This window comes from Algoriphagus sp. AK58, from assembly GCF_014324365.1.
Taxonomy (GTDB): Bacteria; Bacteroidota; Bacteroidia; order Cytophagales; family Cyclobacteriaceae; genus Algoriphagus.
Window position 1 is genome coordinate 25,655 of sequence record NZ_QEIG01000011.1, and the last position, 24,381, is coordinate 50,035.

Annotated in this window: 21 protein-coding genes and 1 tRNA gene; 13 read left to right on the plus strand and 9 right to left on the minus strand. The window is 44.6% G+C overall.

What is annotated here, in order from left to right; genetic code table 11:
- Nucleotides 1-44: 44 nt before the first annotated feature.
- The 5 genes from DDT91_RS11830 to DDT91_RS11850 form a co-directional block, all read right to left on the minus strand.
- Nucleotides 45-2,258 (minus strand): histidine kinase dimerization/phosphoacceptor domain -containing protein, encoded by a 2,214-nt coding sequence (locus DDT91_RS11830; RefSeq protein WP_187176401.1) that lies wholly within the window; start codon nucleotides 2,256-2,258, stop codon nucleotides 45-47.
- A 430-nt stretch (nucleotides 2,259-2,688) separates the two neighbouring features.
- Nucleotides 2,689-3,381 carry an ABC transporter ATP-binding protein gene (locus tag DDT91_RS11835; protein ID WP_187176402.1) on the minus strand — a complete coding sequence of 231 codons (693 nt, stop codon included), beginning with the start codon at nucleotides 3,379-3,381 and terminating at the stop codon, nucleotides 2,689-2,691.
- Entirely contained in the window at nucleotides 3,378-4,634 is a 1,257-nt protein-coding gene (locus tag DDT91_RS11840) for an FtsX-like permease family protein (protein ID WP_187176403.1), read from the minus strand. The genes DDT91_RS11835 and DDT91_RS11840 overlap by 4 nt, the downstream gene beginning before the upstream one ends.
- Nucleotides 4,631-5,746: an efflux RND transporter periplasmic adaptor subunit gene (locus DDT91_RS11845; RefSeq protein WP_187176404.1), complete on the minus strand. Its 1,116-nt coding sequence runs from the start codon at nucleotides 5,744-5,746 to the stop codon at nucleotides 4,631-4,633. Before DDT91_RS11845 ends, DDT91_RS11840 begins: the two co-directional genes overlap by 4 nt.
- Before the next feature lie 98 nt (nucleotides 5,747-5,844).
- A complete protein-coding gene (locus DDT91_RS11850; RefSeq protein ID WP_187176405.1) occupies nucleotides 5,845-7,050 on the minus strand; it encodes a serine hydrolase in 1,206 nt (401 codons plus the stop codon).
- Between the two features lie 76 nt (nucleotides 7,051-7,126).
- Between DDT91_RS11850 and DDT91_RS11855 the strand changes: the two genes are divergently transcribed.
- On the plus strand, nucleotides 7,127-7,963 hold the full coding sequence (locus DDT91_RS11855) for an alpha/beta hydrolase (protein ID WP_187176406.1): 837 nt from the start codon (nucleotides 7,127-7,129) through the stop codon (nucleotides 7,961-7,963).
- Nucleotides 7,964-8,067: 104 nt separating this feature from the next.
- Here DDT91_RS11855 and DDT91_RS11860 read toward each other — a convergent pair.
- From DDT91_RS11860 to DDT91_RS11870, 3 genes are all read right to left on the minus strand, one after another.
- Nucleotides 8,068-8,142: transfer RNA gene (locus DDT91_RS11860), tRNA-Pro, on the minus strand.
- Nucleotides 8,143-8,248: 106 nt separating this feature from the next.
- On the minus strand, nucleotides 8,249-8,485 hold the full coding sequence (locus DDT91_RS11865) for a hypothetical protein (protein WP_187176407.1): 237 nt from the start codon (nucleotides 8,483-8,485) through the stop codon (nucleotides 8,249-8,251).
- 105 nt (nucleotides 8,486-8,590) lie between these two features.
- Complete coding sequence (locus DDT91_RS11870; RefSeq protein ID WP_187176408.1) at nucleotides 8,591-8,995, minus strand: DUF4174 domain-containing protein; 405 nt, start codon at nucleotides 8,993-8,995, stop codon at nucleotides 8,591-8,593.
- 1,070 nt (nucleotides 8,996-10,065) lie between these two features.
- On the opposite strand from DDT91_RS11870, the gene DDT91_RS20825 reads away from it, so the two are divergent.
- From DDT91_RS20825 to DDT91_RS11905, 7 genes are all read left to right on the plus strand, one after another.
- Nucleotides 10,066-12,522 (plus strand): T9SS type A sorting domain-containing protein, encoded by a 2,457-nt coding sequence (locus DDT91_RS20825; RefSeq protein WP_187176409.1) that lies wholly within the window; start codon nucleotides 10,066-10,068, stop codon nucleotides 12,520-12,522.
- Entirely contained in the window at nucleotides 12,522-13,037 is a 516-nt protein-coding gene (locus DDT91_RS11880; RefSeq protein WP_187176410.1) for a hypothetical protein, read from the plus strand. Before DDT91_RS20825 ends, DDT91_RS11880 begins: the two co-directional genes overlap by 1 nt.
- Nucleotides 13,037-13,672, plus strand: a complete 636-nt coding sequence (locus tag DDT91_RS11885; RefSeq protein ID WP_222718637.1) for a hypothetical protein — start codon at nucleotides 13,037-13,039, stop codon at nucleotides 13,670-13,672. The genes DDT91_RS11880 and DDT91_RS11885 overlap by 1 nt, the downstream gene beginning before the upstream one ends.
- Complete coding sequence (locus DDT91_RS11890; RefSeq protein ID WP_187176411.1) at nucleotides 13,665-14,111, plus strand: hypothetical protein; 447 nt, start codon at nucleotides 13,665-13,667, stop codon at nucleotides 14,109-14,111. The genes DDT91_RS11885 and DDT91_RS11890 overlap by 8 nt, the downstream gene beginning before the upstream one ends.
- A gap of 170 nt (nucleotides 14,112-14,281) precedes the next feature.
- Complete coding sequence (locus DDT91_RS11895) at nucleotides 14,282-14,842, plus strand: DUF4402 domain-containing protein (RefSeq protein ID WP_187176412.1); 561 nt, start codon at nucleotides 14,282-14,284, stop codon at nucleotides 14,840-14,842.
- A gap of 51 nt (nucleotides 14,843-14,893) precedes the next feature.
- Nucleotides 14,894-15,724 carry a hypothetical protein gene (locus DDT91_RS11900; RefSeq protein WP_187176413.1) on the plus strand — a complete coding sequence of 277 codons (831 nt, stop codon included), beginning with the start codon at nucleotides 14,894-14,896 and terminating at the stop codon, nucleotides 15,722-15,724.
- A 59-nt stretch (nucleotides 15,725-15,783) separates the two neighbouring features.
- Nucleotides 15,784-18,426, plus strand: coding sequence for a hypothetical protein (locus tag DDT91_RS11905; protein ID WP_255502095.1), 2,643 nt, complete (start codon nucleotides 15,784-15,786; stop codon nucleotides 18,424-18,426).
- Nucleotides 18,427-18,548: 122 nt separating this feature from the next.
- Here DDT91_RS11905 and DDT91_RS11910 read toward each other — a convergent pair whose 3' ends face one another.
- Nucleotides 18,549-18,824: a hypothetical protein gene (locus tag DDT91_RS11910; protein ID WP_187176414.1), complete on the minus strand. Its 276-nt coding sequence runs from the start codon at nucleotides 18,822-18,824 to the stop codon at nucleotides 18,549-18,551.
- 359 nt (nucleotides 18,825-19,183) lie between these two features.
- Between DDT91_RS11910 and DDT91_RS11915 the strand changes: the two genes are divergently transcribed.
- The 5 genes from DDT91_RS11915 (at nucleotide 19,184) to DDT91_RS11935 (ending at nucleotide 24,325) form a co-directional block, all read left to right on the plus strand.
- Nucleotides 19,184-21,400 (plus strand): sodium-translocating pyrophosphatase, encoded by a 2,217-nt coding sequence (locus tag DDT91_RS11915; RefSeq protein ID WP_187176415.1) that lies wholly within the window; start codon nucleotides 19,184-19,186, stop codon nucleotides 21,398-21,400.
- A gap of 274 nt (nucleotides 21,401-21,674) precedes the next feature.
- Complete coding sequence (locus DDT91_RS11920; RefSeq protein ID WP_187176416.1) at nucleotides 21,675-22,064, plus strand: VOC family protein; 390 nt, start codon at nucleotides 21,675-21,677, stop codon at nucleotides 22,062-22,064.
- A 2-nt stretch (nucleotides 22,065-22,066) separates the two neighbouring features.
- Nucleotides 22,067-22,492, plus strand: coding sequence for a DUF1801 domain-containing protein (locus DDT91_RS11925; RefSeq protein ID WP_187176417.1), 426 nt, complete (start codon nucleotides 22,067-22,069; stop codon nucleotides 22,490-22,492).
- A complete protein-coding gene (locus DDT91_RS11930; protein ID WP_187176418.1) occupies nucleotides 22,489-23,232 on the plus strand; it encodes a DUF1835 domain-containing protein in 744 nt (247 codons plus the stop codon). Before DDT91_RS11925 ends, DDT91_RS11930 begins: the two co-directional genes overlap by 4 nt.
- A gap of 118 nt (nucleotides 23,233-23,350) precedes the next feature.
- Nucleotides 23,351-24,325, plus strand: coding sequence for a GSCFA domain-containing protein (locus DDT91_RS11935; RefSeq protein WP_187176419.1), 975 nt, complete (start codon nucleotides 23,351-23,353; stop codon nucleotides 24,323-24,325).
- Nucleotides 24,326-24,381 lie beyond the last annotated feature (56 nt).

Consider the following 24,381-nt stretch of genomic DNA (forward strand, 5'->3'; position numbering starts at 1 on the left):
ATCCGGTAAACTTTTTGGGTATCATGCATGCCGCCTCTATGACCTCAGGCAGCCAAAGCCTGCTCTGTAAACTCAATCTCAAAAGAAGCACCCGGCTGGGGTACAATTCTGAGTTGACCATTGATCTGTCTGGTTAGCGTCTTTACCAGTTTCAATCCAAGAGATTTTGCATTTTCAATGTCCAGATTTTCGGCGAGTCCTTTGCCTGAATCTTTAATCAGCAGAGAATAAGAGCCAGGTAGTTTTTGTGTAAAATGAATGATGATTTCTCCATGATTCTGTTCCTCAAAGGCATATTTGAGTGAGTTGGACAGGAGTTCATTGGTGATCAATCCCAAAGGAATGGCCATATCCATATCCAAATTGACATCTGTCGCCTCAATGGTGATTTTGATTTCTTTGTCAGACCGATAGGTTTGGGTCAAAAAGTCACTGAGCTGCTGGATGTACTCCTGCATATTGATCTTGGAAAGGTTTTCATACTGGTAGAGCTTTTCGTGGATCAAGGCCATGGTTTTGACCCTGCTTTGACTTTCTTTCATCGCATCTTTCATTTTTTCATCCTTCAAGCCACGTGTTTGCATACTCAGCAAGCTGGAAATAATCTGAAGGTTGTTTTTTACCCGATGGTGAATTTCCTTCAGTAGCAATTCCCTCTCTGCATTTTGCTTGGCGATTTCCGTGTTTTTGATCTCAAGTTCTTGATTATGCTTTTTACGCATAGTTGCTTGTCTGAAAAACAATCCGGATACACCCAGCAAAATCACCAATCCACCAGCACTTAGGTAAATTTGTGCCTGTTGCTTTTCTGCACGTAGATTTTGAAGTTCTTTTTCCTGTTCCAAATCTGCGATGGCCTTATCTTTTTTCTCCGTTTCGTAGAGTGTCTCCAATTCTGCCAGTTGTTTATTTTTAGTCTCATTGAAAACGGAATCGTTGTACGCCTGAAAGAGGGTGAGATTTTCGAACGCTTTTTTATAATCGCCGCTCCTCTGATAGGTTTCGGCCAATCCCTGATAAGACTCCCGAAGATCCACCGGGATATTGAGTTTTTTTCTAATGGCAAGGGACCGTTCGAGATAGTCAAGTGCGGAAGCAGTATTGCCTAATTTGTTATAGGCAAAACCAATGTTAAAAAGATAGCCCGCATAATCTTGGGATTCTTTGTTGAATTTTTCCAAAGCCTTTCTGAAGTAAGTGATCGCCTGATCGTAATTTTTCCTTTCAAACTCTACGTTTCCTAACGTCCCATAGGAAGTACCGACTTCTTGTGTAAAGCCTTGAGGTTCAAAATAGCTAAGACACTCCATGGTGTAATAGACCGCTGAATCCAAATAGGAGGAGCCGAGATGGTACAGGGCCAAGGCTGAATTGACATTGGCAATATCCAGGAGGTTTTGAGTTTTGTTAAGGTAAGATTTGCCAGTCAATAAGGCCTTGTATTGTTTTTCCTTTTCCCCTTTATACTGGTAGACCACAGCCAATTTGTAGTGTATTTTGCCGATTCCTTGATCATTTTTGTTGTGTTCGGCTATCCTTAGCCCTTTCAATAACACTTTCAAACCTTCATCTTGTCGGTTTAGGTAACTCAGCGCTATTTGTTTATTTAGATACAGTCCAATCCACCGGTTGTCCATAGAGTCTAGATAGGTGTTGAGGAGTGAATCAGCTTTCATGAAATAGTCGAGTGCTTTCTGATTTTCAGATATTTGGATATAAGCCAATCCTATGTTTTCATTAACGCTTGCCAAGGAAGGGATGTCTTTTTCTTTTTCAAAAATCGGGAGTGCTTCCCGGTAGTTCAGGATAGCAGAGTCAAAAAAGCCTCCCTTTTCCTGCATGATGCCTATATTCATGGTCATGCCCGCCACTCTATTTGATAGTTTGGCTTTTTCATAATGCATTCGTGCCTTTTTGAATGCGCTTTTGGAGGCTAGGATATCGCCTCTGTAAAATTCCATAGTCCCCCGGGCACGTTGTAGATCACCGAGGAGCTCAGGGTAAGGAATTTCATTTTCTTTTTTTAAAGTAGATTCATAAAAGTCAAAGTACTTACTATCAAGGTTTTCCAGTGCTTTGTCTTCGATAAGGAAAATTATTTTTTGAGCTTCTTCGCTTTTTTTGGCATTCACTAGTTTCCAAAACTGCTTCTCGTAGAAGGCTAAGGAATCTTTCGCCCAAGTATTTTGGAAAGCAAAGGACGTGTTTACGGTAAAAATCCCTGCCAAAAAGAACAAGGTCTTAATCAAATGTTTCATAACAAGGTCTATAAAATGAAGCCTGGTGAATCTTTAAACAGTCATTTGCTGATAAATCAGTTAAAAATGATGTTCACCAATCTTTTCGAAAGTAAACATCTTCAATCAGATTTTGAAACAGGCCGAGGAGAATAATCTTTAAGATTTCAGGTTGGTCTCATACTTTTATTTTGGCCATCTATGAGTTTTACTTGATGCATAAGTGGTGATATTGTAGAAAATAAATCACATAAAATAGGGTTCGTTCGCGGTAAAGCGACCGTCATAGCGTGGAGCGTTTTGGAAGAAAAAAAAATAGAATTCAGTCTTAACTGGCCCGAAGCAGTCTCGATGAGGAGAATAAAAATATGGAGACTGCTTCGTCGTGCCTCCTCGCAGTGACGTTTCCGATTGGGAGACTGCTTCCTCGTGCCTCCTCGCAGTGACGTGCCTACTCAAAACTCACCACGCGTCCATCCTCCATCTCGATCGTCCGGTCGGTGCCGGCAGCAAACTCTGGGTCGTGTGTCACAATCAGCATCGTCTGCCCAAAGTCTTTGGCTAACTCTCTGAATTTGTTGTATACAATGTCCGAGTTTTTCTTGTCCAGGTTTCCCGTAGGTTCGTCTCCCATGATCAGCAGGGGATCATTAATCAGGGCTCTGGCGATGGCTACACGCTGCTTTTGTCCACCGGAAAGTTGGTTGGCCTTTTTCAGCGCATGATCTTGCATGTCAAAGATCCGCAGTTTTTCCATGGCACGATGCTCGATCTCTTCTCTTGTATATTTACCTAGTTTCAAGGCGGGAATCATCACATTTTCCAAAGTGGAAAACTCATGAAGCAAGTAGTGAAACTGGAAAACGAACCCAATTTTCTCATTTCGGAGCTGAGAAAGGTAGGTAGAGGATTTACCTGTGATCAACTCTCCGTCCAAGTATAGCTCTCCCTGGTAGTCAGTATCCATGGTGGAAAGGATGTAAAGCAGGGTTGACTTTCCACATCCTGATTTTCCCACAACCGAGACAAATTCTCCGCGCATGATCTGGAAACTGACCTGCTTGAGCACTTGGGTTTCGGTGGGGTTGTAGAAAAACTTATCGATGTTTTTCGCCTCGAGCACAATGGGATCGTGATGGTTCATTTTCCCCGGATGATTTCTACTGGATCGACAATACTGGCTTTACGGGCAGGAAAGAATCCTGCGAAATAGGTGGTGATCAGACTGAAGGTGCCCCCAATAATGTAGTATTTGGGATTATAGTCCACAGGGAAAGTCTTGATCGTAGGTAAAGCTTGTGTTTCAAAAGGGATTTGATCAATCGTGAGTCCCGCAAGATATCCGAAAATCAAACCGAAAACTCCTCCGATGATTCCAATGGTCAGAGCGATTGCGATGAAAATCCGGTTCACATCCCGGCTGCTGAACCCAATGGCCTTGAGTATGGCGATGGTGTCGAGTTTTTCGTAGATCATCATATTCAGGATATTGTAAATCCCAAAGCCGGATACCACCAAGAGCGTAATACCCACCGCATAGCTGATCAGGGTGCGGATTTGGGTACCGGTTTCAAACTGAGCATTGACCGTTTGGATATCGTCGGCATCGATTTGGTAGATGCTTTCCAGTTCCCGAGCCATGGGAGGTGCGAGGTTGAGGTCATGGAGCTTGACTTGAATATCGGTGACGTAGGAGGGGGACTCTCCGAGCATTTTTTGGACAGTGGTCAGAGAAGCATAGCTGTTGACGTTGTCAAAATCTCCCAGTCCACTTTGGAAATACCCCACCACTTTTAGCTGCACTCTGTTGCCTTGGGCGGTAGTCACCTGGATCACATCTCCTATATTGGCCATCATTCGGTCAGCGGCGCCTTTGCCGAGTATGACGGTATTGGTCTGGTTCAGATCGGCATAGTTGCCGGCAGTCACATAGTCGGTAAAAGCGAAAAGTTCGGCCTCTTTCTCTACCTCGATGCCATTTACCACACCGGTGAGGTCGATGGTACCTACGTTGAAAAACACTTGGCTGAAGATTTTGGCACTGACTCCGTGGACTCTGGGATCTGCCTTCAGATCCCGGATGATAGAGGCGCTATTATGAATTGCAAGGCGGCTGGTGCTGGGCTTGATGGATCGGATGACATTTAGTGATTGGCCAAATTCTACACTTTGGTCAATCGGTTGATTGGGATTGGGCCGTATTTCGTTGTAAAAACGGATGTGTGGAGTCCGATTGAGTACCAAGCTGTCCAGCATGGTATTAAGACCATTCATGAAACCCAACAACGCCACAAACATCGTGATGCTGAACATGACCCCTGTGGCAGCAATCAGGGTTTGCTTTTTCCGGGCCATCATGAGTGCTTTGGCGATTTCGATGATCAGCTGCCAGGTCATTGAATGGGGTTTTTTAAGGCGGTTTTTTCATCGATCCCTTCCAGAATTTCGGCAAACTGATAAGTTTTGATCCCGGATTTGACGGAAACTGTGTCTCCGTTTTCGAGTATGACTCTATCTTCAGGCAAGAGGTAGTTTCTTGGGATGACCAAGGTTTCTTCCTTTACCTGAGTTAGGATGTTGGCTTCCAGGGTGAGATTGGGAAAAAGCTTGGGCGGTGCCTTGGTGAAAACGGCTTCGACCGTGAAACTCTTACTCTTGGAATCCATGATAGGATAGATTCGGCTGATTTTGGCTTCAAACACCTGATCCTTGAAACTGTCCATATTGACCAAAACCCGCTGACCGACTTCCACTTTGGAAATGTCGTATTCATCCACTTGAAGTTCCAGTAAAAAGTCACCTGCGCTTCCGATGATGGCAAGAGGAGTTTGTGGGCTGACCATTTCTCCTTTTTCTTTTAGTATCGAATACACCACACCATCAATCTTGCTTTTTAGGACATAATCACTCAGTAGGACATCACTTATTGCCAGATTCTTGGAGGCACTTTTGGAGTTGAATTCGATCTCCCGCTTCAGATCCCGGTAGCGGAGTAGGGAGGATTCGTAGGCGGTTTTGGAGTTTTGAAAATTAAGCTCCCGCTGCTCCAGTTCTACCGCTGATCCTATTCCCTGTGCCCAAAGTCGCCTCTGACGGACAAGGAGAAGGGAATCGTTTTGTTTTTTGCTTTTGGCCAAGTCAATGGCGAGCTCGAGATCCCGGATTCGGCTTTGGTTTTCTCGTTGGTCCGCAAAAGCCTGGGAAAGTTGTGCGTTTTCCCGGCCCAGTTTTTCCCGTTCACTGAATACCTGCAGAATCGGAGTTCCCACTTTGACCGAATCCCCTTCTTCGAGGTAGATTTCTTGAATGGGGCCGCTCGCCAGAGTAAAAGCCTCATATTGATCTTTGGCTTTGACCAATCCTGAGGCATAGACCGATTCGGTTAGGGATTTTTTCTCGGGATAGGTGACTTCTTCTGCTGTTTTTCTGCAGGAAAAAAGCCCAAGAGACAAAAGTATCAGTACTTGAACTGTACCCAATCTGGCATTTGATGAACTATTTTTCCGCATAAGAAAGAAGCCTGAATGATTGCAAAGTAATGACATTACTTTCCTGAAAATACTGAGAAAAATCAGGAAGGAGGGGAGTTTAGACCAGTTTTTGGATTTCACTCGATGGCTTGGTAGACCATCTGCCTAAACTTGTTTTCATAATGCGAACTGAAAGGATTGACTTGAGTCATGAATATCGCAACGAGTTCTTCCTTGGGGTCGATAAAAAAATAGGTGCAATACGCTCCGCTCCAGTAGAAGGTACCTTCGGAACCTAATGATTTGGAGTCTGCCAAGTTATCCACTACGGCAAAACCTAACCCAAATCCTTTCCCAGGATCCTGGAAAAGTCCGTTTGTCTGATCCATGGCCATGATTTCAATGGTTTTTGGGCTGAGGTAGCGCTTTCCGTTCCACTCTCCTCCATTCAAGAGCATTCTCGCAAAGAGCGAATAATCCTGCACGGTGGAAAACAGTCCATGGGTGCCTCCAAATACCGTATTGCCCGAGGTCGGGGTTTGTCGGGCAGATTTGACGAGTACACCCGTGTCATTGAAGTTGTGAAGTTGGACCATTCGGGATTTTTGGGCATCGCTGAGGTTGTAGCCGGTGTCTTTCATTCCTAGGGGCTCAAAAAGCCGTGTTTTCAGAAATTCCTCCGCTGTCATTCCCGTAAATACTTCGATCAGGCGGGCAAGGATATCGGGAGAGGCAGAGTAGTTCCACTTTTCTCCCGGATGACTGGCTAGGGGTTGGGTAGCAAGTGCTTTTACCCGCTCCTCTATTGTTTTAGGTTGGGACATGTAGATCGCCTCGGCAACTTCACGGTCCAGTTTGGTGCCGCCGATGCCATGGAGAAAACCCGCCGTGTGGCTCAAGACTTGGGCGATGGTGATAGGGGATTTGGCAGGCTCTGTGCCGCCAGCAGAGCCTTTTTCCGGATCGAGTAGTACCCGCATCTCTTTGAATTCGGGTAGGTAGTTGGCAACCGGATCGCTCAAGAAAAAGTACCCCTCCTCATAGAGCATCATAAAAGCCGTACTGATGATGGGTTTGGTCATGGATTGGATAAAAAAGATTTGGTTTGTCTGCATGGGCGTCTTGGCCGAGAGGTCACTGTAGCCCAAAGCCGATTCGTGGACTTTTTCTCCATGTCGGTAGAGCAGGGTCACCACTCCGGGAAGTCGGCCCGACTCGATTTCTTTTTTAAAATAGGCATCATAGCGCTGCAAGCGTTCAGATGAGACCTTAGCTTGACTAAAAGTGGAGAAGATTACCAAAAAGGTAAAAATAGTACTAAGTAGAGATTTTGGGTTGAGCATTGGTACAGATTGATTTTGCTTCAAGATAGTTTTTATCCAAATCAAATTTTTATTTTCAGAGGATCAATCCATACCTATGAAGCACCTCGAAACCTCCTACCTGACCCACGACGGACTCAAACTCTTCCTTCAGGCCTGGCTGCCTGATGCGCCGAAGGCCGGACTTTTACTGATTCATGGCATGGGAGAGCATAGCGGGCGATATGCCCCTTTGGTGGAAAAGCTCGTGGCCGAAGGAATCGCCGTCTTCACCTTTGACGGACGGGGTCATGGTCGGTCGGTAGACTGGAAGCCTGACGCCTACTTTGCTTCCTATCAAGACTACCTGGAGGATATCGATGCTCTGTATGGAAAGGTGTGTGCCTACTTGCCCGGCCTGCCTACGTTTCTGTATGGGCACAGCATGGGAGGAGGAATGGCGGCCGCCTATGTGATCAAGTATCAGCCCAAGGCAGCAGGGGTGATACTCAGCTCCCCTGCGATTAAGGAGGCCGAAGGCACCTCCAAGTTCCTGATCGCGGTGTCGGGAATTATAAGCAAGTGGCTACCTCGGCTAAAAGCCCTCAAACTTGACGCTACGCGGATCTCGAGAATCCCAGAAGAGGTACAGTCTTACCTTTCCGACCCGCTCAACTATACCCAGGCCATTCCTGCCCGCACAGCCCATGAGGTGTATCAGATGATGCAAGTGATACAGGCCGATGCGGCCTCCTTTGAGCTGCCGGTTCTCGTGGTGCATGGTACGGAGGATGGTCTCACCAATCCCAAAGGCTCTGAGCTTCTTGTCCAGAAGGCACAAAGCGAGGATAAGACCCTAAGGCTGTTTCCGGGTGGGTATCATGAGTTGATTCATGACCTTGATCGAGAGGAACTGATCCAAACGGTGGTGGATTGGGTGAAGGAGAGGATGTGAGTTAAGAGGTAAAAGTGGGCGAAATCAAGTGACTTTTTAGGCAAATTTTAAGCAAATAAAAAAGGAGTTACGATTTTGTATCTCGTAACTCCTTGATAATCAAGTCGGGGTGACAGGATTTGAACCTGCGACCACACGCCCCCCAGACGTGTACGCTAACCGGACTGCGCCACACCCCGATTCAGGAGGGCGAAATTATAACTTTCTCGAATTTTTGCCATTTTATTCTCAGGTTTTCCAAGAATCTTCTTTCATCTTATTGGTTTTCAGATGAAAATAAAGGACTTAGTCTTTAGAATCTTTCGATTTGAAGAAAACAGCCTGAAAGGTGGATTGACAGCATTTTTTGCAAAGTGATACAGTGGGTTTGAGTTGTTCGGCTTTCCTCAATGCTTCTAGGCCGTTGTTAAAAGGGCCTAGGTAATCTCGATCCAGTGAATCGGGAATGTGTTGACATTCTTTGTCGTGGATTTCAAATTCTCCCTGTGAATTGGGTTTGGAGGATAGGTAAAAGAATTTCATACAATGGAGGGGATAAACACCGCTAAATGTAGAAAAGCTTAAACTTCTAAAACATACCCTATATCGGGTATTTTTTGGAAGTTTTTTTATAGAAAACCCAAATAATTACCTGTTTTTTCCCTGTCGGAGTTCTGACTGTCTCATGGGCATAGCATCAATTATCTTAAAAATTTCAGTCGGTGAAGGCTTTCCGTATCCGCTGTTTTTGACTTCACCATCTAGACCTACCAAGACCCATTTCTCCAGCCTATCCTTGTCAGGATAAAGTTTCTTTAGAAATGACTTCTGATCAATACTTCCCGGATAATTTGTGGAGATCAGTTTGTCTTTATGAAAATGAAAAAAAAGGAGTTTCCTATCAGAAATCTCATTTGAATAACCATCAGATAACCAAGTGGAAAAATCATTTTCTCCGGAATATATAATAATTCTGTTCTTCCAAACAAATGTAGAAGGATCGGTATCTGTTTTTGGATTCACGAGCAGTATAAAGAAGATTATCCAATACATATTCTTTTCAACAGTTTATGAAGAAAATAGTTTTGTCAATTTTTAGTTATGTTTTAATCCATCTGAAATTTTGAAGTAATCATTTTTATAAAGATGTCGTAGGAAATCGATTTCCTACTAATCAATTTTCACAAACTACTTTTTGGATAAATTAAAAACCGCCCATCCATTTGAAGATTCAAATTATTTACATTTTTTTACACTTGATTTAATTGGAAAAATTGGGGAAAGACGGGTTTTTCTCTTGTTTCTATCCCAATTGAATAAAAATGGATCGATAATTGAACTGTACAATAAACATAAAAAGTATTTCATATATATATAAATGCTTTTTCGCCCAATCACCCCTGGAGTAGCTAGTTATTAGCTAGTAAAAAATAATATTACCCTGATTAATGAGTCAAGCTTTACACTCGTTTGTACATCTTATCAAAATTAATAAGAGCCTGTTAGTCGGGCTTTTGGTGTTGGTGTATGGAGTAAGTTGGGGGCAAACAACCAGAACTTTTGTTGTAACTAATGGGGAATGGACAAATGCGTCTAATTGGAGTCCAAGTGGTGTTCCAGGAAGCCAGGATAACGTAATAATACCTTCTAATGTAACTAATGTTTCTAATATTCCAGGTCTAACTGTCAACAGTATCGAAATTCAGGGAACCAGTGGAACCCTTACTTTCTCAGCGGGAGGCAATAATTCAGAGAATTTCTTGGTAATTTCTTCTTCGCTGTCCTTGTTGGCAGGTAGAACCCTTCAAATTAATCCTGGAACTGGTCAGCGACGACTGAGTTTAGAATTTGGAGTAAATTGTAGTTCAAATGTTTTTGGTATAATTAACCTTTCAGGACGAAATAATCCTGGTGAACAAGGGGTAATTAATAGGGGGGCTCTTTCCTTAGGACCAAATGGTCTAATTCAAAACACATCGAATTCAGCCTATTTTACCACAGAGGCAGGTTCTACAATCCGCATTGGGTCAGCCGAGGGGATAAGTGCCACGCCGGCTCTAACAGGGAATATCCGGACAACAACAAGGAGTTTCAATATAGGAGCCAACTATCAGTACTCAGGAGTGTCAAATCAGATATTTGGCAACGGACTCCCGGGCACGGTCAATAGTCTAACTATCAGTAACACAGGACTGGTAGGAAATAATACAGTGACCCCAGTCGGAAATACATTAATAGCCACTGACTTGAGTGTGATCTCGGGGATTCTGGATTTGGGAACTTTTACCGTCAATAGGGCTTCGGCCGGAGGAACCTTTTCTATGGGGGCAAACGCAGGCATGTTGGTTGGAGGTGAGGATGGCACCAATTTTCCAACCAATTACAGTTTGACCACGCTGAATTGTACCAGTACGGTCAACTACAACTTTTCGGGCAATCAGACCGTTCGAGCCTTTAATTACGGCAATCTGATCCTGAGCGGATCGGGTATTAAGACGCTTCAAACCAGCACTACCGCCATCTGCTCTAATTTCACGCTTTCCGGCACGGCTATTACTACAGCGGTAGTTGGATTGACTATCGGAGGTAATTTAACCATAGGAACAGGCACTTCTTTTTCCGCAGGAGCATTCTCACATCAGGTCGGAGGTAACTGGACTAACCAAGGAACCTTTAACGCGGGTACTTCTACCTTTAATTTTGCCGGTCCAAGTCCCGGAACGATTACCAATTCCGGTACGGGTGACTTTTTTACTATTTCCTTTGGTGGATTGGGTACAAAAACCATAGCCTCCAACTTGAGTCCAACAGGGAATATTCAGCAAGTAGCCACTGCACTAGTCTTTAGCGGTTCAAGTACTCTGACACTTTCCACAGGAAGGTCCATGGAAGTCAATGCTTCAGGTTCAGTAAGCACTGGATCCGGACGCATTATTCTTCAGCCTGGGTCACTTTACATCAATAGAAGTTCGTCCAATCCCACCCTTGAAGTCAGGCAAAACCTAACAGGAAACAGAGGATGGCGGATGATTGGATCACCCGTGTCGTCCACTTATTCTGCTTTTACTTCAGGATTTGAAACTCAGGGGTTTCCCGGATCTACCAATCCAACCCTTCAGCCCAATCTTCTCTGGTGGGATGAAACAGACAAGGGAACAAGCCTTCAGTCATGGAGACAACCGACTAATCTTTCCAATACGGTTCCTGCCGGAAGAGGGCACTATTTTTATGTGTTCAATGGTGATACCAAACCCGGAGGGGGCAATTACAGTGACGCATTGCCAAAAAACATCTCTGTGACGGGGACAGAGGTGAATTTGGCTTCTTCATTTTTTGATTTCGGTGTCACATATACTCCCAAAGACAGCAATTTAGTGGCTCAGGCGGATACGTTGATTGAGGTAAACCAAGCCAATGAAGGGTTTAATCTCATTGCCAATCCAACCGCCAGTGTGATTGATTTTTACGCATCTAGCGGCTGGAACAAAACCAATATTGACCAGACAATTTATGTCTGGGATCCTTCGGTAGGGGAATTCCTTACTTGGAATGGATCCACCGGGACTTTAGGACATGGGAGGATTCAGCCTTTTCAGGCCTTTTGGGTGAAAGCAAATGCTCCATCTCCAATTCTGAGGCTTACAGGCAATGGTGCGAAATCTTTCATTTCAGCTGGTTTTTACGGTCGAAAAATGGAAGATTCCAATCCCGTCCTCGAATTGAATGTGGCTGGAGAAGGATTGAGAGCCCAATCCTTAATCTCCTTTGGACAGGATGGAAAAGAAGGAGCTGATCCCAAGGATGCCTACCAATTGGAATCGCTCGCAGAAAATTGGCTTTTGCTCTATTCATTTGGTTCCACCAAGACAAAGAGTCCTTTGGTTATCAACCACCAGCCTCAGCTTGCGGAAGGTCAAAGTCGAATTATTCCTCTCCATTTAGCTGCTTCGAAAAAAGGAGAACCATTCAAGGGGACCTACCTGATGGATTGGAAACTGCCGTTGGACTGGAATCCGGAGACCGAAATCGTCCTGATGGATCATATCAACCAAAAAGCGATTGATATGAGGAAAGAAAACCTCTATTCCTTCAATTTCGAAGCCCCAAAACTTCCCCTGTTCAACTCCCGAAAAAATTCAAATGGTATGTCTATTCCACAAGCAGTGGTCTTTCAGACACCCTATGAAATTGGCCAGGAAGAGGAGGTGTCTCCAAACCTGATTCACTCCAGAAGTACATCGAGCACCAAACCAAGAAGGCCTTTCTCCATTTATATCGGTTCATTCCCTAATGGTCAAGTGGAATATTTGCCTGAACTTCCTAAGCTATTTGCACCCTCCCCCAATCCGTTTAGCAAAGAGACGAAAATCCGTTTTTATCTGCCCTCTCCTGAAATGGCCGAATTGGTTATTTACAACCTTATGGGGCAGGAGGTTGCCAAATTCCCTGCCCAAGTGTATGAAGCAGGTATACAGGAGCTGGTTTGGACGCCCTCAGCCATTGACCTCCAAACTGGGATGTATATCATTCGCCTAACTACATCCTCAGGACAATTCACCCAAAAACTGATCAAAAACTGATGAAGCATTCTTTACCCATCATTTTATTCCTTCTCATCTGTTTTTGGGCAATAAGTTCCAAGGCTCAGGTGGACGATACCCGAAAGGCCACTCTTTCGGTTCGAGCCTCTGCAACAGTAACTGACAATCTTCAAATGCTGACCATCCGAAATCTCGATTTGATCAGTCCTTTAATTATTGATAATAAGATTGTGGTTTCACCGATCAGTAGTGGTTTTGCGGGAATGTTTAAAATCCTTGGGAATCCCCGGGCTAGAGTTAGGGTTACCTTTCTTCAGAATGAAATCTTAAAAGAACAGAATGAAGGGCTGGGAGAAGTCTCTGCTCAATACTTTGTCAGCGAAGCTTTTGAAGATACCCAATTTCAAAGTACTCTGCTGCAGGTCGGGGAAGCCAATGTGAGGCTAAGTGATCAGGGAGTACTTTTTTTATGGCTTGGTGCCAACCTGGATTTAGACAAGGCAACACCGGGCTTGTATTTGTCCGAATTTATCATCGAACTGGAATACATCTGATGATCAAAGGGCTGACATATCCAAAACGGATTGGGATCCTGCTGGTTTCCCTGGGAGTTCTTTGGTCTTCCGGGAATGGCTTTGCCCAGCGAATCAATTTCAGCACCTGGACGGGAAGCGATGATATTGTGATTACACCGGTTTTGGCGAGCCCTACCCTGAATTTCAATCAAAAGCAAGCAAATATTTCAATCAATAGTCCGGCAGTCACAATCAATCTTTCCGATAATCAGGCCGTTGCTTTTCGGATTGAAGCTCCGGATGGATTTGACCTTACTGTCGAGGTAGATGCACCTACTTTCTTGAGTTTGAATGGAATCGGAACAGATTCCGAGGAGACCGTGCCTTTCCGAATTGGTATGGCTTACAATAATCTATTGGCGGGAGACGAAATGAGTGCAAAGGCTGGTGCAGTACAGCTTCCGGTTGGTTTTTATAATGTATCCTTTCCTGTCAGTAGAAGATCAGCAGGAGCTCCCGGCCCGCCACCGACGCCGGTTTCCGGAGATTATGTCCGTCCCAAGTCTACCGCTTGGCTATTTCTCTACGGAGAACTTGGGCCGATCGGTCAGGTCAATGCGGGTCAGTATTTGGGGGATGTCACCATCAATGTCTACTTCACAAGTAATGACTAAGCAGTGGGTAAATATGGTCCCGGTTCTTTTGCTGATGCTGGTCACAGGGCATGTGGAAGCTCAGTATGTCAACATTCGTCTGGAAATCCCGGCCGGGATTCAATTTAACTCAGAGGTAGCAGAATCTAGGGATGGAGGAACTTGGGAAAATAGTATGGCTAAAGTGTGGGTAGGCATGCAGGCTCAGGAAAATTTAACCTTTTTGGTGGATGTATCTTTCCCTCAAAAGGAAATCCTTCCTGCTCCGACGGCTTATTTTCTAAATGACGGAAGCGCTGACTTTGAACGGGCCAACCGACTTACCTCCGGTATTCACCAACTCAAGATAAGCGATAAGTCGAGTCTGATCAGGAATATCACGCCGAGGCCAATTTATTTAAAAGCTTGGTTAGGCCTGCCAGTCATCCAAGGAATGAGCATCAAAATCGAATACCCTTAAAATAAACCGAAAACCTTCAAAATCAAGAATCTCACGCCTATGAAAAAACAATGAAGCCTACCTGCGAAGGACTATTAGGATGTCCTAAGCAACTCAAGATTTTACAAGAATTATTTTACCTATTTATTTCAAAAACAAACAATTACAAACAAACAATTACAAACAAACACATGAAAACAATTCTAAAATCAGTACTCACCCTGGGCCTGGCAGCAGGTTTGGGATTGGCAGCAAATGCTCAAAAAACTGCAACGGCTCCGGCCTCAGCGACAATTTTGGCGGATTTGACCATCACTTTGGATGGAACTCAGGATGAAATTGCATTTGGTAACATCTCTGCTTCTACTCCTGGTGCCATAGTTCTGGATGCCAATGGAACCGATAATGCAAATACAGGTACTATTACCAATGTCGCCCGATTTGATTTGGCAGGTGCAGCAGCCAGTGTAACGGTATCCTATAGTGCGACCGTGGAGCTAGCCAATGGGGATCCAACTCCAGCTACAATGATCATGACTCCAGAGGTGGTAGGAGCTGCAGTATCCACTGCTCAGTCAGGAGCATTACCCGTTCCTAATAACTCTACCATTACCTTAGTTGACAATCCTGACACAACCCCAGCGGTTGATCCGATATATTTCATCTGGGTTGGCGGTACGATTCCTGCACTTTCTGGCCAAGCTACCGGTTTATACACGGGAGTATTCAACATTAGTGTTGAATACAATTAATCTTACAAAAGCCGGCAGAATTCTCTGTCGGCTTTTTCAAATTTTAGAATCATGAAACATATCCTATCAGTTATTTCTGCACTCTTTCTCTGTCTTGGTTCCTTTTCAGCCTTGGCCCAAATATCAATTGCTCCTACCACTGTTTTTATTGACCAAAATGGGATAGGAACCCTTTTCATCACCAATCCGGGAGATACCCCTCAGGAAATCAATGTAAGTTTTCTGTTTGGCTATCCGGGAAATGATGAGGCTGGAAATCTGACCATGGTCTATGGTGACAGTCTCAGCGAAAAGCAGTTTGGTATGGGCGATCGACTTCGGGCCTTTCCTCGCACGTTTATCCTCACTCCTCAGCAGCAGCAGACTGTCCGACTTCAGGTGAGACCGGACCGGACTTTGGCAGCAGGCACATATTTTACTCGTGTCAAAATCACTTCCAATGCACAAACTGCCGATGTAGAGCAAACAACCACGGAAGGAGTGTCCACCCAAGTCAACTTCAAATTTGATCAAGTTATTGCCGCATTTCAGAAAGTGGGTGCAGTATCTACTGGACTGGAATTTGGCCCGATCGCTGCCCAAGTTAAAGACGGCGTGGTTCGTGTAATTCCGGAATTTAAGGTAACGGGAAATTCGCCTTATCTGGGAAGCGTAACCGCCACCTTGAGAAATTCACAGAATCAGGTGATAGCAGAAAATCAGCAGACCGTTGCATTGTATTTCTCCGGAAAAAGAGCAGTAGAATTGAAGCTTCCTGAAAATCTTGCGGCAGGCACTTATAATGTCTTACTGACCTACGAGACCAAGAGATCTGACATCCCATCCTCTGATTTGGTTCAGGCTCCTCTGGTCACCCAATCGGTAAGTCTGGTTATTCAATAATCGGTTTGGATGATCTTTTTCCTTCTCCATCACCCAAAGGATAAAATCTCCTGAGACGCTTGAACTCTCTGAAGGTACTTCTTTCAGGTATTCTGCTGATAATCATGGCAGGAGCCTTTAAGCCTGTTTTTGCCCAGCAAGAGCCGGATGGGGAGGTTTTGCTTAATTTCAATTACCCTGCAGTCGGAAACGTGTACCTGAATGGGGTGTTTTTTGGGGATGTGGCATTTCTACCGCTTGGGGAAGTACTCAGCTTACTTTATATCCCAACTGAAAGAACGCCAAGCGGAAAAGGTCTGAAGGGAGCATATCCCTTCAAAAATGATATTTGGTCAATTGACCCGGTGACTAACCAATTGACCATCAAAGGAAAATCTGAAACGCTGGAAGCGGATAAGTACTATTTAGGTGAGTTGGATCTTTTTCTTCATCCTGATTATTTCCAACGGATCTTTGGAATCACTTTTACGATTAATACCTATGCCTTGAGCGTAAGTATGAAATCCGATTTTACTCTTCCTGTCGAGGAGCGGAGAAAAAGAGAAGCTATCCGAAAGCAACTCCAGCAGCGATCCAGTCAAGGAGCTTTAGCAGCTCCAATGCTGTATGACCGCGAAAGAAAAGCCTTGAGCTTGGGGGTTTTGGATTACAATGTGAACTATACCGCCACCAACTTAGGCAATAATTTGGGGATGAGTTTCAACGCGGGGATGGAGTTTTTGGGAGGAGATCTTCAGGGTAACTATGTGGGCAATGTCAACAATAGGAACCTTCTGAATAATTTTTCAGGACTCCGATGGAGGTACGTCCTTCCCGGAGGTATGACTCCGGAAAAGAATGTTGGTTTGGCGAGTATTTCGGCGGGACAGATTTCTACCACGAGTTTTACCAATTCCGCCAACCTGGTGGGGATTTCTGTTACCAACAATCCGGTAATTCCCCGACTGGACCTAGATGTATTTGTGATCGATGGAACGACGGTTCCTGATTCCGAAGTAGAGCTTTTGATTGGCGGGCAGCTGGTGGATTTTACCCGTGCAGATGAAGTGGGTTATTACCGTTTCAATGCTCCTGTGACCTATGGCACAGTTCGGCTAAGTACCAGAATTTATACTCCTCAGGGAGAGGTGATCATGCAAGACAGGCAGATTCAGGTCCCGTTCACGTTTTTGCCAAAAGGATTTGTAGGATACAATATTCAGGCTGGGTTGCCCCAGTTCACATTGGATAGCCTAGGGACCAGTTTGGCTACCCATGCAGATATTTCCTATGGGATTTCCAATGCCCTGACTGTACGGGCTGGCGCAGATCAGGGAGAAATTTTCGGAGAAAAAAGTATTTATCCGGTTTTTGGACTTTCAGCCAGACTTTTCCAGCAATACCTGCTCAATGTAGACGCCCTTCCTGATCGATACTACCGCGCCAATGCAAGTGTCTTCTATGCAGACAATACCAGTATCAATGCCCAGTTTACAGAATACAATCCCAATTCGGCATTCAACTTCAGAGGGCAAACCCGTGATGCCAACCTCAATGTTTTTTATCCTTTCAAAATAGCCGGTAAGTTTTCAGGGTTCAGGGCGACCGGAGAAAGGATTTGGTTCAACACCGGTTTAGGAGTCAATAATTACCAACTGGATTTTAATACCCAGATCAACCGCGTCATTCTCCGATTCAACTACCGGGGAGGAGCAAGAGGTTTTGTCAGTGATCCGGAGAATCCTGCCCAAAACCAGTTTGGTCTTTTTACCAGCTCTTTAACTTATACTTTACCCCGTTCTCCTGGAATACCTGTCTATGTAAGGGGCCTTTTCCTTCGTGGACAATTCAGGTATTCAACCCTTTTTGACAGGGGAGAATCGGTTAGTTTTCTTTTGTCCCAGACTCTTTTCAAAAACGGTCGATTTACCCTGGGATATGACAAAGAATTATTACGCAATCTCTCTCAGTTTCAGGTTGGATTTTTGTATGATTTCAATTCCCTGAGGACGTCTACCCAGTTTTCCAAAAGAACCAAGGGATATGCTTTCCAGCAAGGATTTAGCGGTTCGGTTGCTTATGATCCTGCAGGCGGAGCTTTGATTCCAAGTAACCGTGATCAGATTACCCGATCCGGAGCTACAGTTCGGCTTTTTGTGGACACCAATGAAAATGGAGTGTATGATGAAGGGGAAGAAGTAGTGCCGGCCAAAGCAGTGAGATTGGATCGCTCCGCTAATATATTGATCGGTTCAGATGGAATTCTAAGGATCACCCAGCTCCAAAGCTACTGGAAGTATAGGTTAGACATCGATGTGGCTGCCCTTCCCAATCCCAATTTGGCTCCAAAACTGAAGAGCTTCTCTTTTGTAGCGGAACCCAACAGATTCCGGCAGATTGATATACCCTTGTATCAGACAGGAATCATTGATGGATTTGTTCTTATAGAGAAAAATGGGGTTCAGCAAGGCCAGGGAGGCTTAAGATTGGAACTGAAAAGAGAAGGAGATTCCGAGCCTTTTGAAATCCTCCGTACTTTTTCTGACGGAAGTTTCTATGCCTACGGTTTGTTGCCGGGAAGGTACATGCTCAGAGTCGATGCCAAGCAGTTGGAATTCATGCAAGTAGAATCTGTCCCAGGAGAGTTGGAGTTTGAAATCAAAGCCTTGGCCGATGGTGATTATTTGGAGGGATTGAACTTGGTATTGGTGAAAAAGGAGTAGTCAGGTGCTACTACTTAGACCCGTTTACTTCGCTATTCTTCCTTCATTATTCAGTGTTCCGTAGGATGCGGAATCAGGAACGTCGAATTTCGAACCTCGAACATGGAATAGCGAACGCAGATTTACAAATACCTCCCTACGAGTTCTTCCCATTCTTGATCCAAAGAAACAGCGGGCTTTTTTTCACCCGCTCTCCGGTACCAATAGTCTGCATTCCATTGATCTCCCTCCTTACGGTGTAGATAGGCATGTACTCTGGCTGCTGATTTTCCATCCAAGTGATCCACTTGATCATGGGCTTTGGTCCAGTCTTTTTTGAAGTCATACCAAAGTGCTTTCAGCTCCGGTGAAAAATCTCCGGAAGGAGAGGCTAAATTTTTAAACTCGTCTATTGTCATGGTTGGAGAGGAATGATAGGGTCAAAAATATTGTAGCAAACGCATTTCTAAAACAGGGTGCTGAAGACACAGTAATTCTATGAATCAAAGTAGAAAAACTTTCTAAGAGAAATGGGGATTGATTTTGGGACTTTAGGAATATGATTTTTCTCTTTTCTGGGGTTGATAAGCGTATTCAAAAACACGCTCATCTAGGTCCGGAGGCCCTTTTTTGCCTATTTGTACTTTTTGGATTGATCCCAATTTTCTTTTCTTCATTTTCTCAAAATCAAGCTTTTGAAATCAAAGTTGGCAGGTAGGCGATAAATTCTATCTTTGCCCAACTAATTTCACAAACCCAAATCGAATCATCATATAATATGGAACAAGCGCTGATTTACGTAGTCCCTGCGCTGGGACTGGTAGGGCTGCTCGCCATGGCAGTCAAATCCGCCTGGGTCAACAAGCAGGCCACAGGGGATAAAAACATGGTGGAACTCTCAGGCTATATCGCCGATGGAGCGATGGCCTTTTTGAAGGCAGAATGGAAAATTCTTGGCTATTTCGCTGTGATCGCAGGCCTTTTGTTGGCTTGGTCAGGTACGATGGTAGAGACATCCAGTCCGGTAATCGCTATTTCCTTTGTGATCGGGGCCTTTTTCTCTGCGTTGGCAGGTTATATCGGAATGAAGATCGCCACAAAAGCCAATGTGAGAACTACACAGGCAGCGCGAACCAGCTTAAAACAAGCGCTTAAAGTTTCTTTCACCGGAGGTTCGGTAATGGGTCTTGGTGTAGCAGGATTGGCCGTTTTGGGTCTTGGCGCTTTGTTTATCGTATTTTATCAAGTCTATGTGGTGTCTGTAGGAGCAGGAGTGAATGGACTGGAAATGGAGAAAGCCCTGGAAGTACTTGCAGGATTCTCCTTGGGTGCTGAATCCATCGCCCTTTTTGCCCGAGTAGGAGGAGGTATTTATACCAAAGCTGCTGACGTGGGTGCTGACCTCGTAGGTAAAGTAGAAGCAGGGATTCCTGAAGACGACGTGCGTAACCCTGCCACCATCGCGGACAACGTGGGTGACAACGTCGGTGACGTAGCCGGTATGGGTGCTGACTTGTTTGGTTCCTATGTGGCGACGATTTTGGCTACCATGGTTTTGGGTCGTGAGATCGTTTCCTTGGATAATTTTGGTGGTATTGCGCCAATTTTGTTGCCCATGGTGTTGGCAGGTTTGGGCATCATTTTCTCCATCATGGGGATGGCTTTTGTGACGGTAAAAGATGACAAAGGTGACGTGCAGAAAGCCTTGAACATGGGCAACTGGTCTTCCATTATTTTCACAGGCATAGCTTCCTACTTTGTAGTAATGTACATGCTTCCTGAGACCTTGTCGATCCGTGGGTATGAGTTCACCAATATGGATGTGTTTTATGCCATTATCCTAGGTTTGGTCGTCGGTACCTTGATGTCCATCATCACCGAATATTACACTGCCATGGGTAAGCGTCCGGTTCTTTCTATCGTGAAGCAGTCCGGTACAGGTCATGCGACCAATATTATCGGGGGTCTTTCTGTAGGGATGGAATCTACTGTACTTCCTATCCTAGTATTGGCAGGAGGTATCTATGGTGCGTATGAGTTTGCCGGTTTGTACGGTGTGGCGATTGCTGCTGCAGGTATGATGGCTACTACTGCGATGCAGTTGGCGATCGATGCCTTCGGACCGATTGCGGATAACGCTGGTGGTATCGCTGAAATGAGCCAGCTTCCTGAGGAGGTTCGTGGCCGTACCGATATTTTGGATGCCGTAGGTAACACTACAGCTGCTACCGGAAAAGGCTTTGCGATTGCTTCTGCAGCATTGACTTCCTTGGCGCTTTTTGCGGCTTTCGTAGGTATTGCGGGCATTGATGCAATTGATATTTACAAAGCAGATGTACTTGCCGGCTTGTTTGTCGGAGGTATGATTCCGTTTATTTTCTCTTCTTTGGCGATTGCGGCGGTAGGTCGTGCAGCTATGGACATGGTCAATGAAGTAAGACGTCAGTTCCGCGAGATTCCGGGCATCATGGAGTATAAGGCTAAGCCTGAGTATGAAAAATGCGTGGAGATTTCTACCAAAGCTTCTATCCGTGAGATGATCGCTCCGGGTGCAATTGCTTTGATTTCACCTTTGATCGTGGGTTTTGCCTTCGGTCCTGAAGTTCTTGGCGGTATGCTTGCCGGTGTGACGGTATCCGGTGTGTTAATGGGAATGTTCCAGTCCAATGCCGGTGGTGCATGGGACAATGCCAAGAAGTCTTTCGAAAAAGGCGTGGTAATCAACGGAGAGACTTATTACAAAAAGTCAGAGCCGCACAAAGCCTCTGTAACCGGTGACACCGTAGGTGATCCATTCAAAGATACTTCTGGTCCTTCGATGAATATTCTGATCAAATTGATGTCGATCGTAGCCTTGGTGATTGCTCCTCATATTTCCGAAAAAGACCATTCTGCGGTAGCTGATGCAGACGTGATCAAGAAGGAAGTGAAGAAAGAAATCAAGATTGTAGACGGTAAAAAGATAGAAACCGAAACGATTACAATTACCAAATAATCAACCCTTCAACTCTTACTAAAAGCCATTCAGAATTTCTGGATGGCTTTTTTGTTGAAGAATATTACAAAATAAGGCAAATTTTTGGTTTTAGGATTGAAGATCAATTTGATGCGATTCCCTCTTCATGGGGGAATTGCCCAATTTGGAACTTCAATCTGGACAGACTAAGATGAAATTTTACTCATGAGAGTTTACAGGTCTTTTTATTCTTTCAAGGATCTAAGTAGAGCCAAGATTTTTAACTTAGATTTCCTCTTTTCCAGTACCCCAAATGCTTCAACTTTCTGCACTCCACCACATCGCCATCATTTGCTCGGACTATGAGCGATCCAAAAACTTTTACACTGAAATCCTCGGATTCCAACCGATTCAGGAAGTATATCGTGCCGAAAGGCAATCGTACAAGTTGGACTTGGCGCTTAATGGAACCTATCTGATCGAACTCTTTTCTTTCCCAAATCCACCCCAAAGAGTCTCCCGACCGGAAGCCTGTGGCCTCCGGCATTTGGCTTTTGCCGTAGAGGATATCCAAAAGGAAGCACAAACTTTGGCTAACTTGGGAATTCTGGCCGAACCTATCCGGGTGGATGAGTATACAGGAAAGAAATTCACCTTTTTCTCAGATCCGGATGACTTGCCTATCGAACTTTATCAATACTGACCATGGCTGATAATAAAACCCAACCCACAAACGCTTCAGTAGATGCTTTTCTTGAAGCCACTCCATCCCCAAAAATGAAGGAAGATGCGTTCAAGTTGAAAAGAATCATGGAAGAAGTGACCGGAGAAAAAGCGGTGATGTGGGGAGATTCGATTGTGGGTTTTGGGAAATATAAGTACCACTACGAAAGCGGAAGAAAAGGCGAATTCCTCATCGCCGGATTTGCTCCCCGAAAGGCCGCGCTTTCGCTTTACCTCATGGGATGCATGGAAACCAAGTTTGAGGACCTTTTTGCTCAACTCGGCAAACACAAGACAGGGGCTTCCTGCGTCTACATTAACAAGCTTTCGGATGTGAATGAAACGGTCCTCCGTGAACTCATCAAACAATCCTACCAATTCATGAAAACCAAGTATCCAACTGCATGATCTATCATATTCTAAACGGAGACGAGTTAGCTTTCAAACTTCCTGATGCTATCCCGGGAGAGCGGATTGTTTTTAGAGAATGTCTGATCGAAGGGCCTGTGAATGCCAATACAGGAGAAGAATTCTGGAAAAATAGAGAAGACTATCTATCGGCAACTTACCCTGATCAACAGCAAGTGATTTACCAAACACAGGTAAGAGATGAGATTCTGAAAATCAAATCAATTACATCTGAAGACCAAATTTATTGCTGGTTTGAAGAGGATCTGTTTTGTCAGGTCAATCTTTGGTTTGTATTGAACTATCTCAAAACCCATCCTTCAGAGGTGTTTTTGGTGCTTCCTTATCCGGATTCTCCCTATCATTTTTCCACCCTACCTCCTAAGGAATTGGAAAATGCATTTTATCATAAAGCTCATTCTCTTTCTCCACGCGAAAGAGAAGTATTAGGCGAATTATGGACTCATTTTCAAAAAGAGGAGGTGTTGGAGGCCACTCAAATTGCTCAAAAATTCATAGAGCGATTCCCTTTTATACTCCCTGCGGTAAATGCTTGGAGAGATATGATGCCCATTGGGGATTATGAGGGGAAGCCCAAAGAGACACTCAAGCAGATCAATATCTCCTTCCAAGCCATGGATTTTAGCTTGATTTTCCGGGAATTTCAAAAACAGCTTCCTGAATACGGCTTCAGCGATAGGCAGGTGAAAAGGATGTGTCTAGAGCTGGGAATTATATGATTTTAAAAGCGTTGTGTATTGAATATTGCGGAGAAAACCGATAAGATTTTGGAGCTTTAAATCGCAAACCGTTGGTTTTGGTTTTTTGCAGCTAACCTTTTCATTTTAACTTCACCTCATGCGCTGGTCCATTGACTTTCCCATTCACGAATCGCCTTTTCCCATCTCTCATCGGAGTAAAATCCTCAGCATGGGCTCCTGCTTTGCACAGACGATCGGGCAAAAGATGAAAAACGCCAAGTTTGACGTCTTAGTCAATCCCTTCGGCACACTCTTTCATCCCCTCAATCTGGCTGATTTGCTGGATCATGCCTTATTTCAGGATCCATTGGATCAGGAAGGGATGTTGGAACGAGACGGGCTATTTCTTCACTATTCTACCCATTCGGATATAGCAGGTAAGTCTCCCGAAGAACTCACCGAAATTTATTCTCAAAAGCTTAGGCTGACCCGATCTTACCTCGAACAGGGAACGCACTTGATTCTGACCTTGGGTACGGCCTGGATTTATGTGCATGAGACTTTCGGGCGGGTTGCCAATTGCCACAAGCAGCCACAAAAAATGTTTGAGAAAAGGCTGTTGAGCTTGGAAGAAATGGAAATGGGACTTTGGTCTGTGCTCGATAATTTCTCCCGTGCTTTTCCCAATCTGAAAATTATCCTTACCCTCAGTCCGGTGCGACATATCAAAGATGGAGTAGCTGAAAACCAGTTAAGCAAAAGCCTCCTGCGCGTGCTTTGCGCCAATCTGGAGCAGAGAATCAGTTCGGTTAGCTACTTTCCAGCTTATGAAATCATCATGGACGAGCTCCGGGATTACCGCTTCTACAAGTCTGACCTGATTCATCCTTCCGAAGAGGCAGAAGACTATATCTGGCAAAAGTGGCAACAGGCTATTTTCCCAGTGTCTACCCGCGAAAAAGTATCCGAAATCCAAAAAGTCCTAGCTGAGCTCACCCATCGCCAATTCAATCCCGACACCGAAGCCCACCGAAAATTTCTCCAAAACTTACTCGTCAAGGTGGAACGATTGAATAAAGAATTTGATTTTTCAAGGGAACTTGCTGAAGTGGAGAGTCGAATTAAACGATAGATGCAAGAATCAAGACACAAGACGCTAGACTTCAGATTGAAGAAAATACACAAGAC

What these genes read in the sequence shown, in the direction of transcription:
- DDT91_RS11885 (WP_222718637.1), top strand. Translation starts at nt 13,037, where the DNA reads ATGATCAAAGGGCTGACATATCCAAAACGGATTGGGATCCTGCTGGTT.
- DDT91_RS11835 (WP_187176402.1), bottom strand. Translation starts at nt 3,381, where the DNA reads ATGAACCATCACGATCCCATTGTGCTCGAGGCGAAAAACATCGATAAG.
- DDT91_RS11880 (WP_187176410.1), top strand. Translation starts at nt 12,522, where the DNA reads ATGAAGCATTCTTTACCCATCATTTTATTCCTTCTCATCTGTTTTTGG.
- DDT91_RS11845 (WP_187176404.1), bottom strand. Translation starts at nt 5,746, where the DNA reads ATGCGGAAAAATAGTTCATCAAATGCCAGATTGGGTACAGTTCAAGTA.
- DDT91_RS11865 (WP_187176407.1), bottom strand. Translation starts at nt 8,485, where the DNA reads ATGAAATTCTTTTACCTATCCTCCAAACCCAATTCACAGGGAGAATTT.
- DDT91_RS11830 (WP_187176401.1), bottom strand. Translation starts at nt 2,258, where the DNA reads ATGAAACATTTGATTAAGACCTTGTTCTTTTTGGCAGGGATTTTTACC.
- DDT91_RS11840 (WP_187176403.1), bottom strand. Translation starts at nt 4,634, where the DNA reads ATGACCTGGCAGCTGATCATCGAAATCGCCAAAGCACTCATGATGGCC.
- DDT91_RS11900 (WP_187176413.1), top strand. Translation starts at nt 14,894, where the DNA reads ATGAAACATATCCTATCAGTTATTTCTGCACTCTTTCTCTGTCTTGGT.
- DDT91_RS11890 (WP_187176411.1), top strand. Translation starts at nt 13,665, where the DNA reads ATGACTAAGCAGTGGGTAAATATGGTCCCGGTTCTTTTGCTGATGCTG.
- DDT91_RS11855 (WP_187176406.1), top strand. Translation starts at nt 7,127, where the DNA reads ATGAAGCACCTCGAAACCTCCTACCTGACCCACGACGGACTCAAACTC.
- DDT91_RS11935 (WP_187176419.1), top strand. Translation starts at nt 23,351, where the DNA reads ATGCGCTGGTCCATTGACTTTCCCATTCACGAATCGCCTTTTCCCATC.
- DDT91_RS11925 (WP_187176417.1), top strand. Translation starts at nt 22,067, where the DNA reads ATGGCTGATAATAAAACCCAACCCACAAACGCTTCAGTAGATGCTTTT.
- DDT91_RS11910 (WP_187176414.1), bottom strand. Translation starts at nt 18,824, where the DNA reads ATGACAATAGACGAGTTTAAAAATTTAGCCTCTCCTTCCGGAGATTTT.
- DDT91_RS11920 (WP_187176416.1), top strand. Translation starts at nt 21,675, where the DNA reads ATGCTTCAACTTTCTGCACTCCACCACATCGCCATCATTTGCTCGGAC.
- DDT91_RS11850 (WP_187176405.1), bottom strand. Translation starts at nt 7,050, where the DNA reads ATGCTCAACCCAAAATCTCTACTTAGTACTATTTTTACCTTTTTGGTA.
- DDT91_RS11895 (WP_187176412.1), top strand. Translation starts at nt 14,282, where the DNA reads ATGAAAACAATTCTAAAATCAGTACTCACCCTGGGCCTGGCAGCAGGT.
- DDT91_RS11930 (WP_187176418.1), top strand. Translation starts at nt 22,489, where the DNA reads ATGATCTATCATATTCTAAACGGAGACGAGTTAGCTTTCAAACTTCCT.
- DDT91_RS11915 (WP_187176415.1), top strand. Translation starts at nt 19,184, where the DNA reads ATGGAACAAGCGCTGATTTACGTAGTCCCTGCGCTGGGACTGGTAGGG.
- DDT91_RS11870 (WP_187176408.1), bottom strand. Translation starts at nt 8,995, where the DNA reads ATGTATTGGATAATCTTCTTTATACTGCTCGTGAATCCAAAAACAGAT.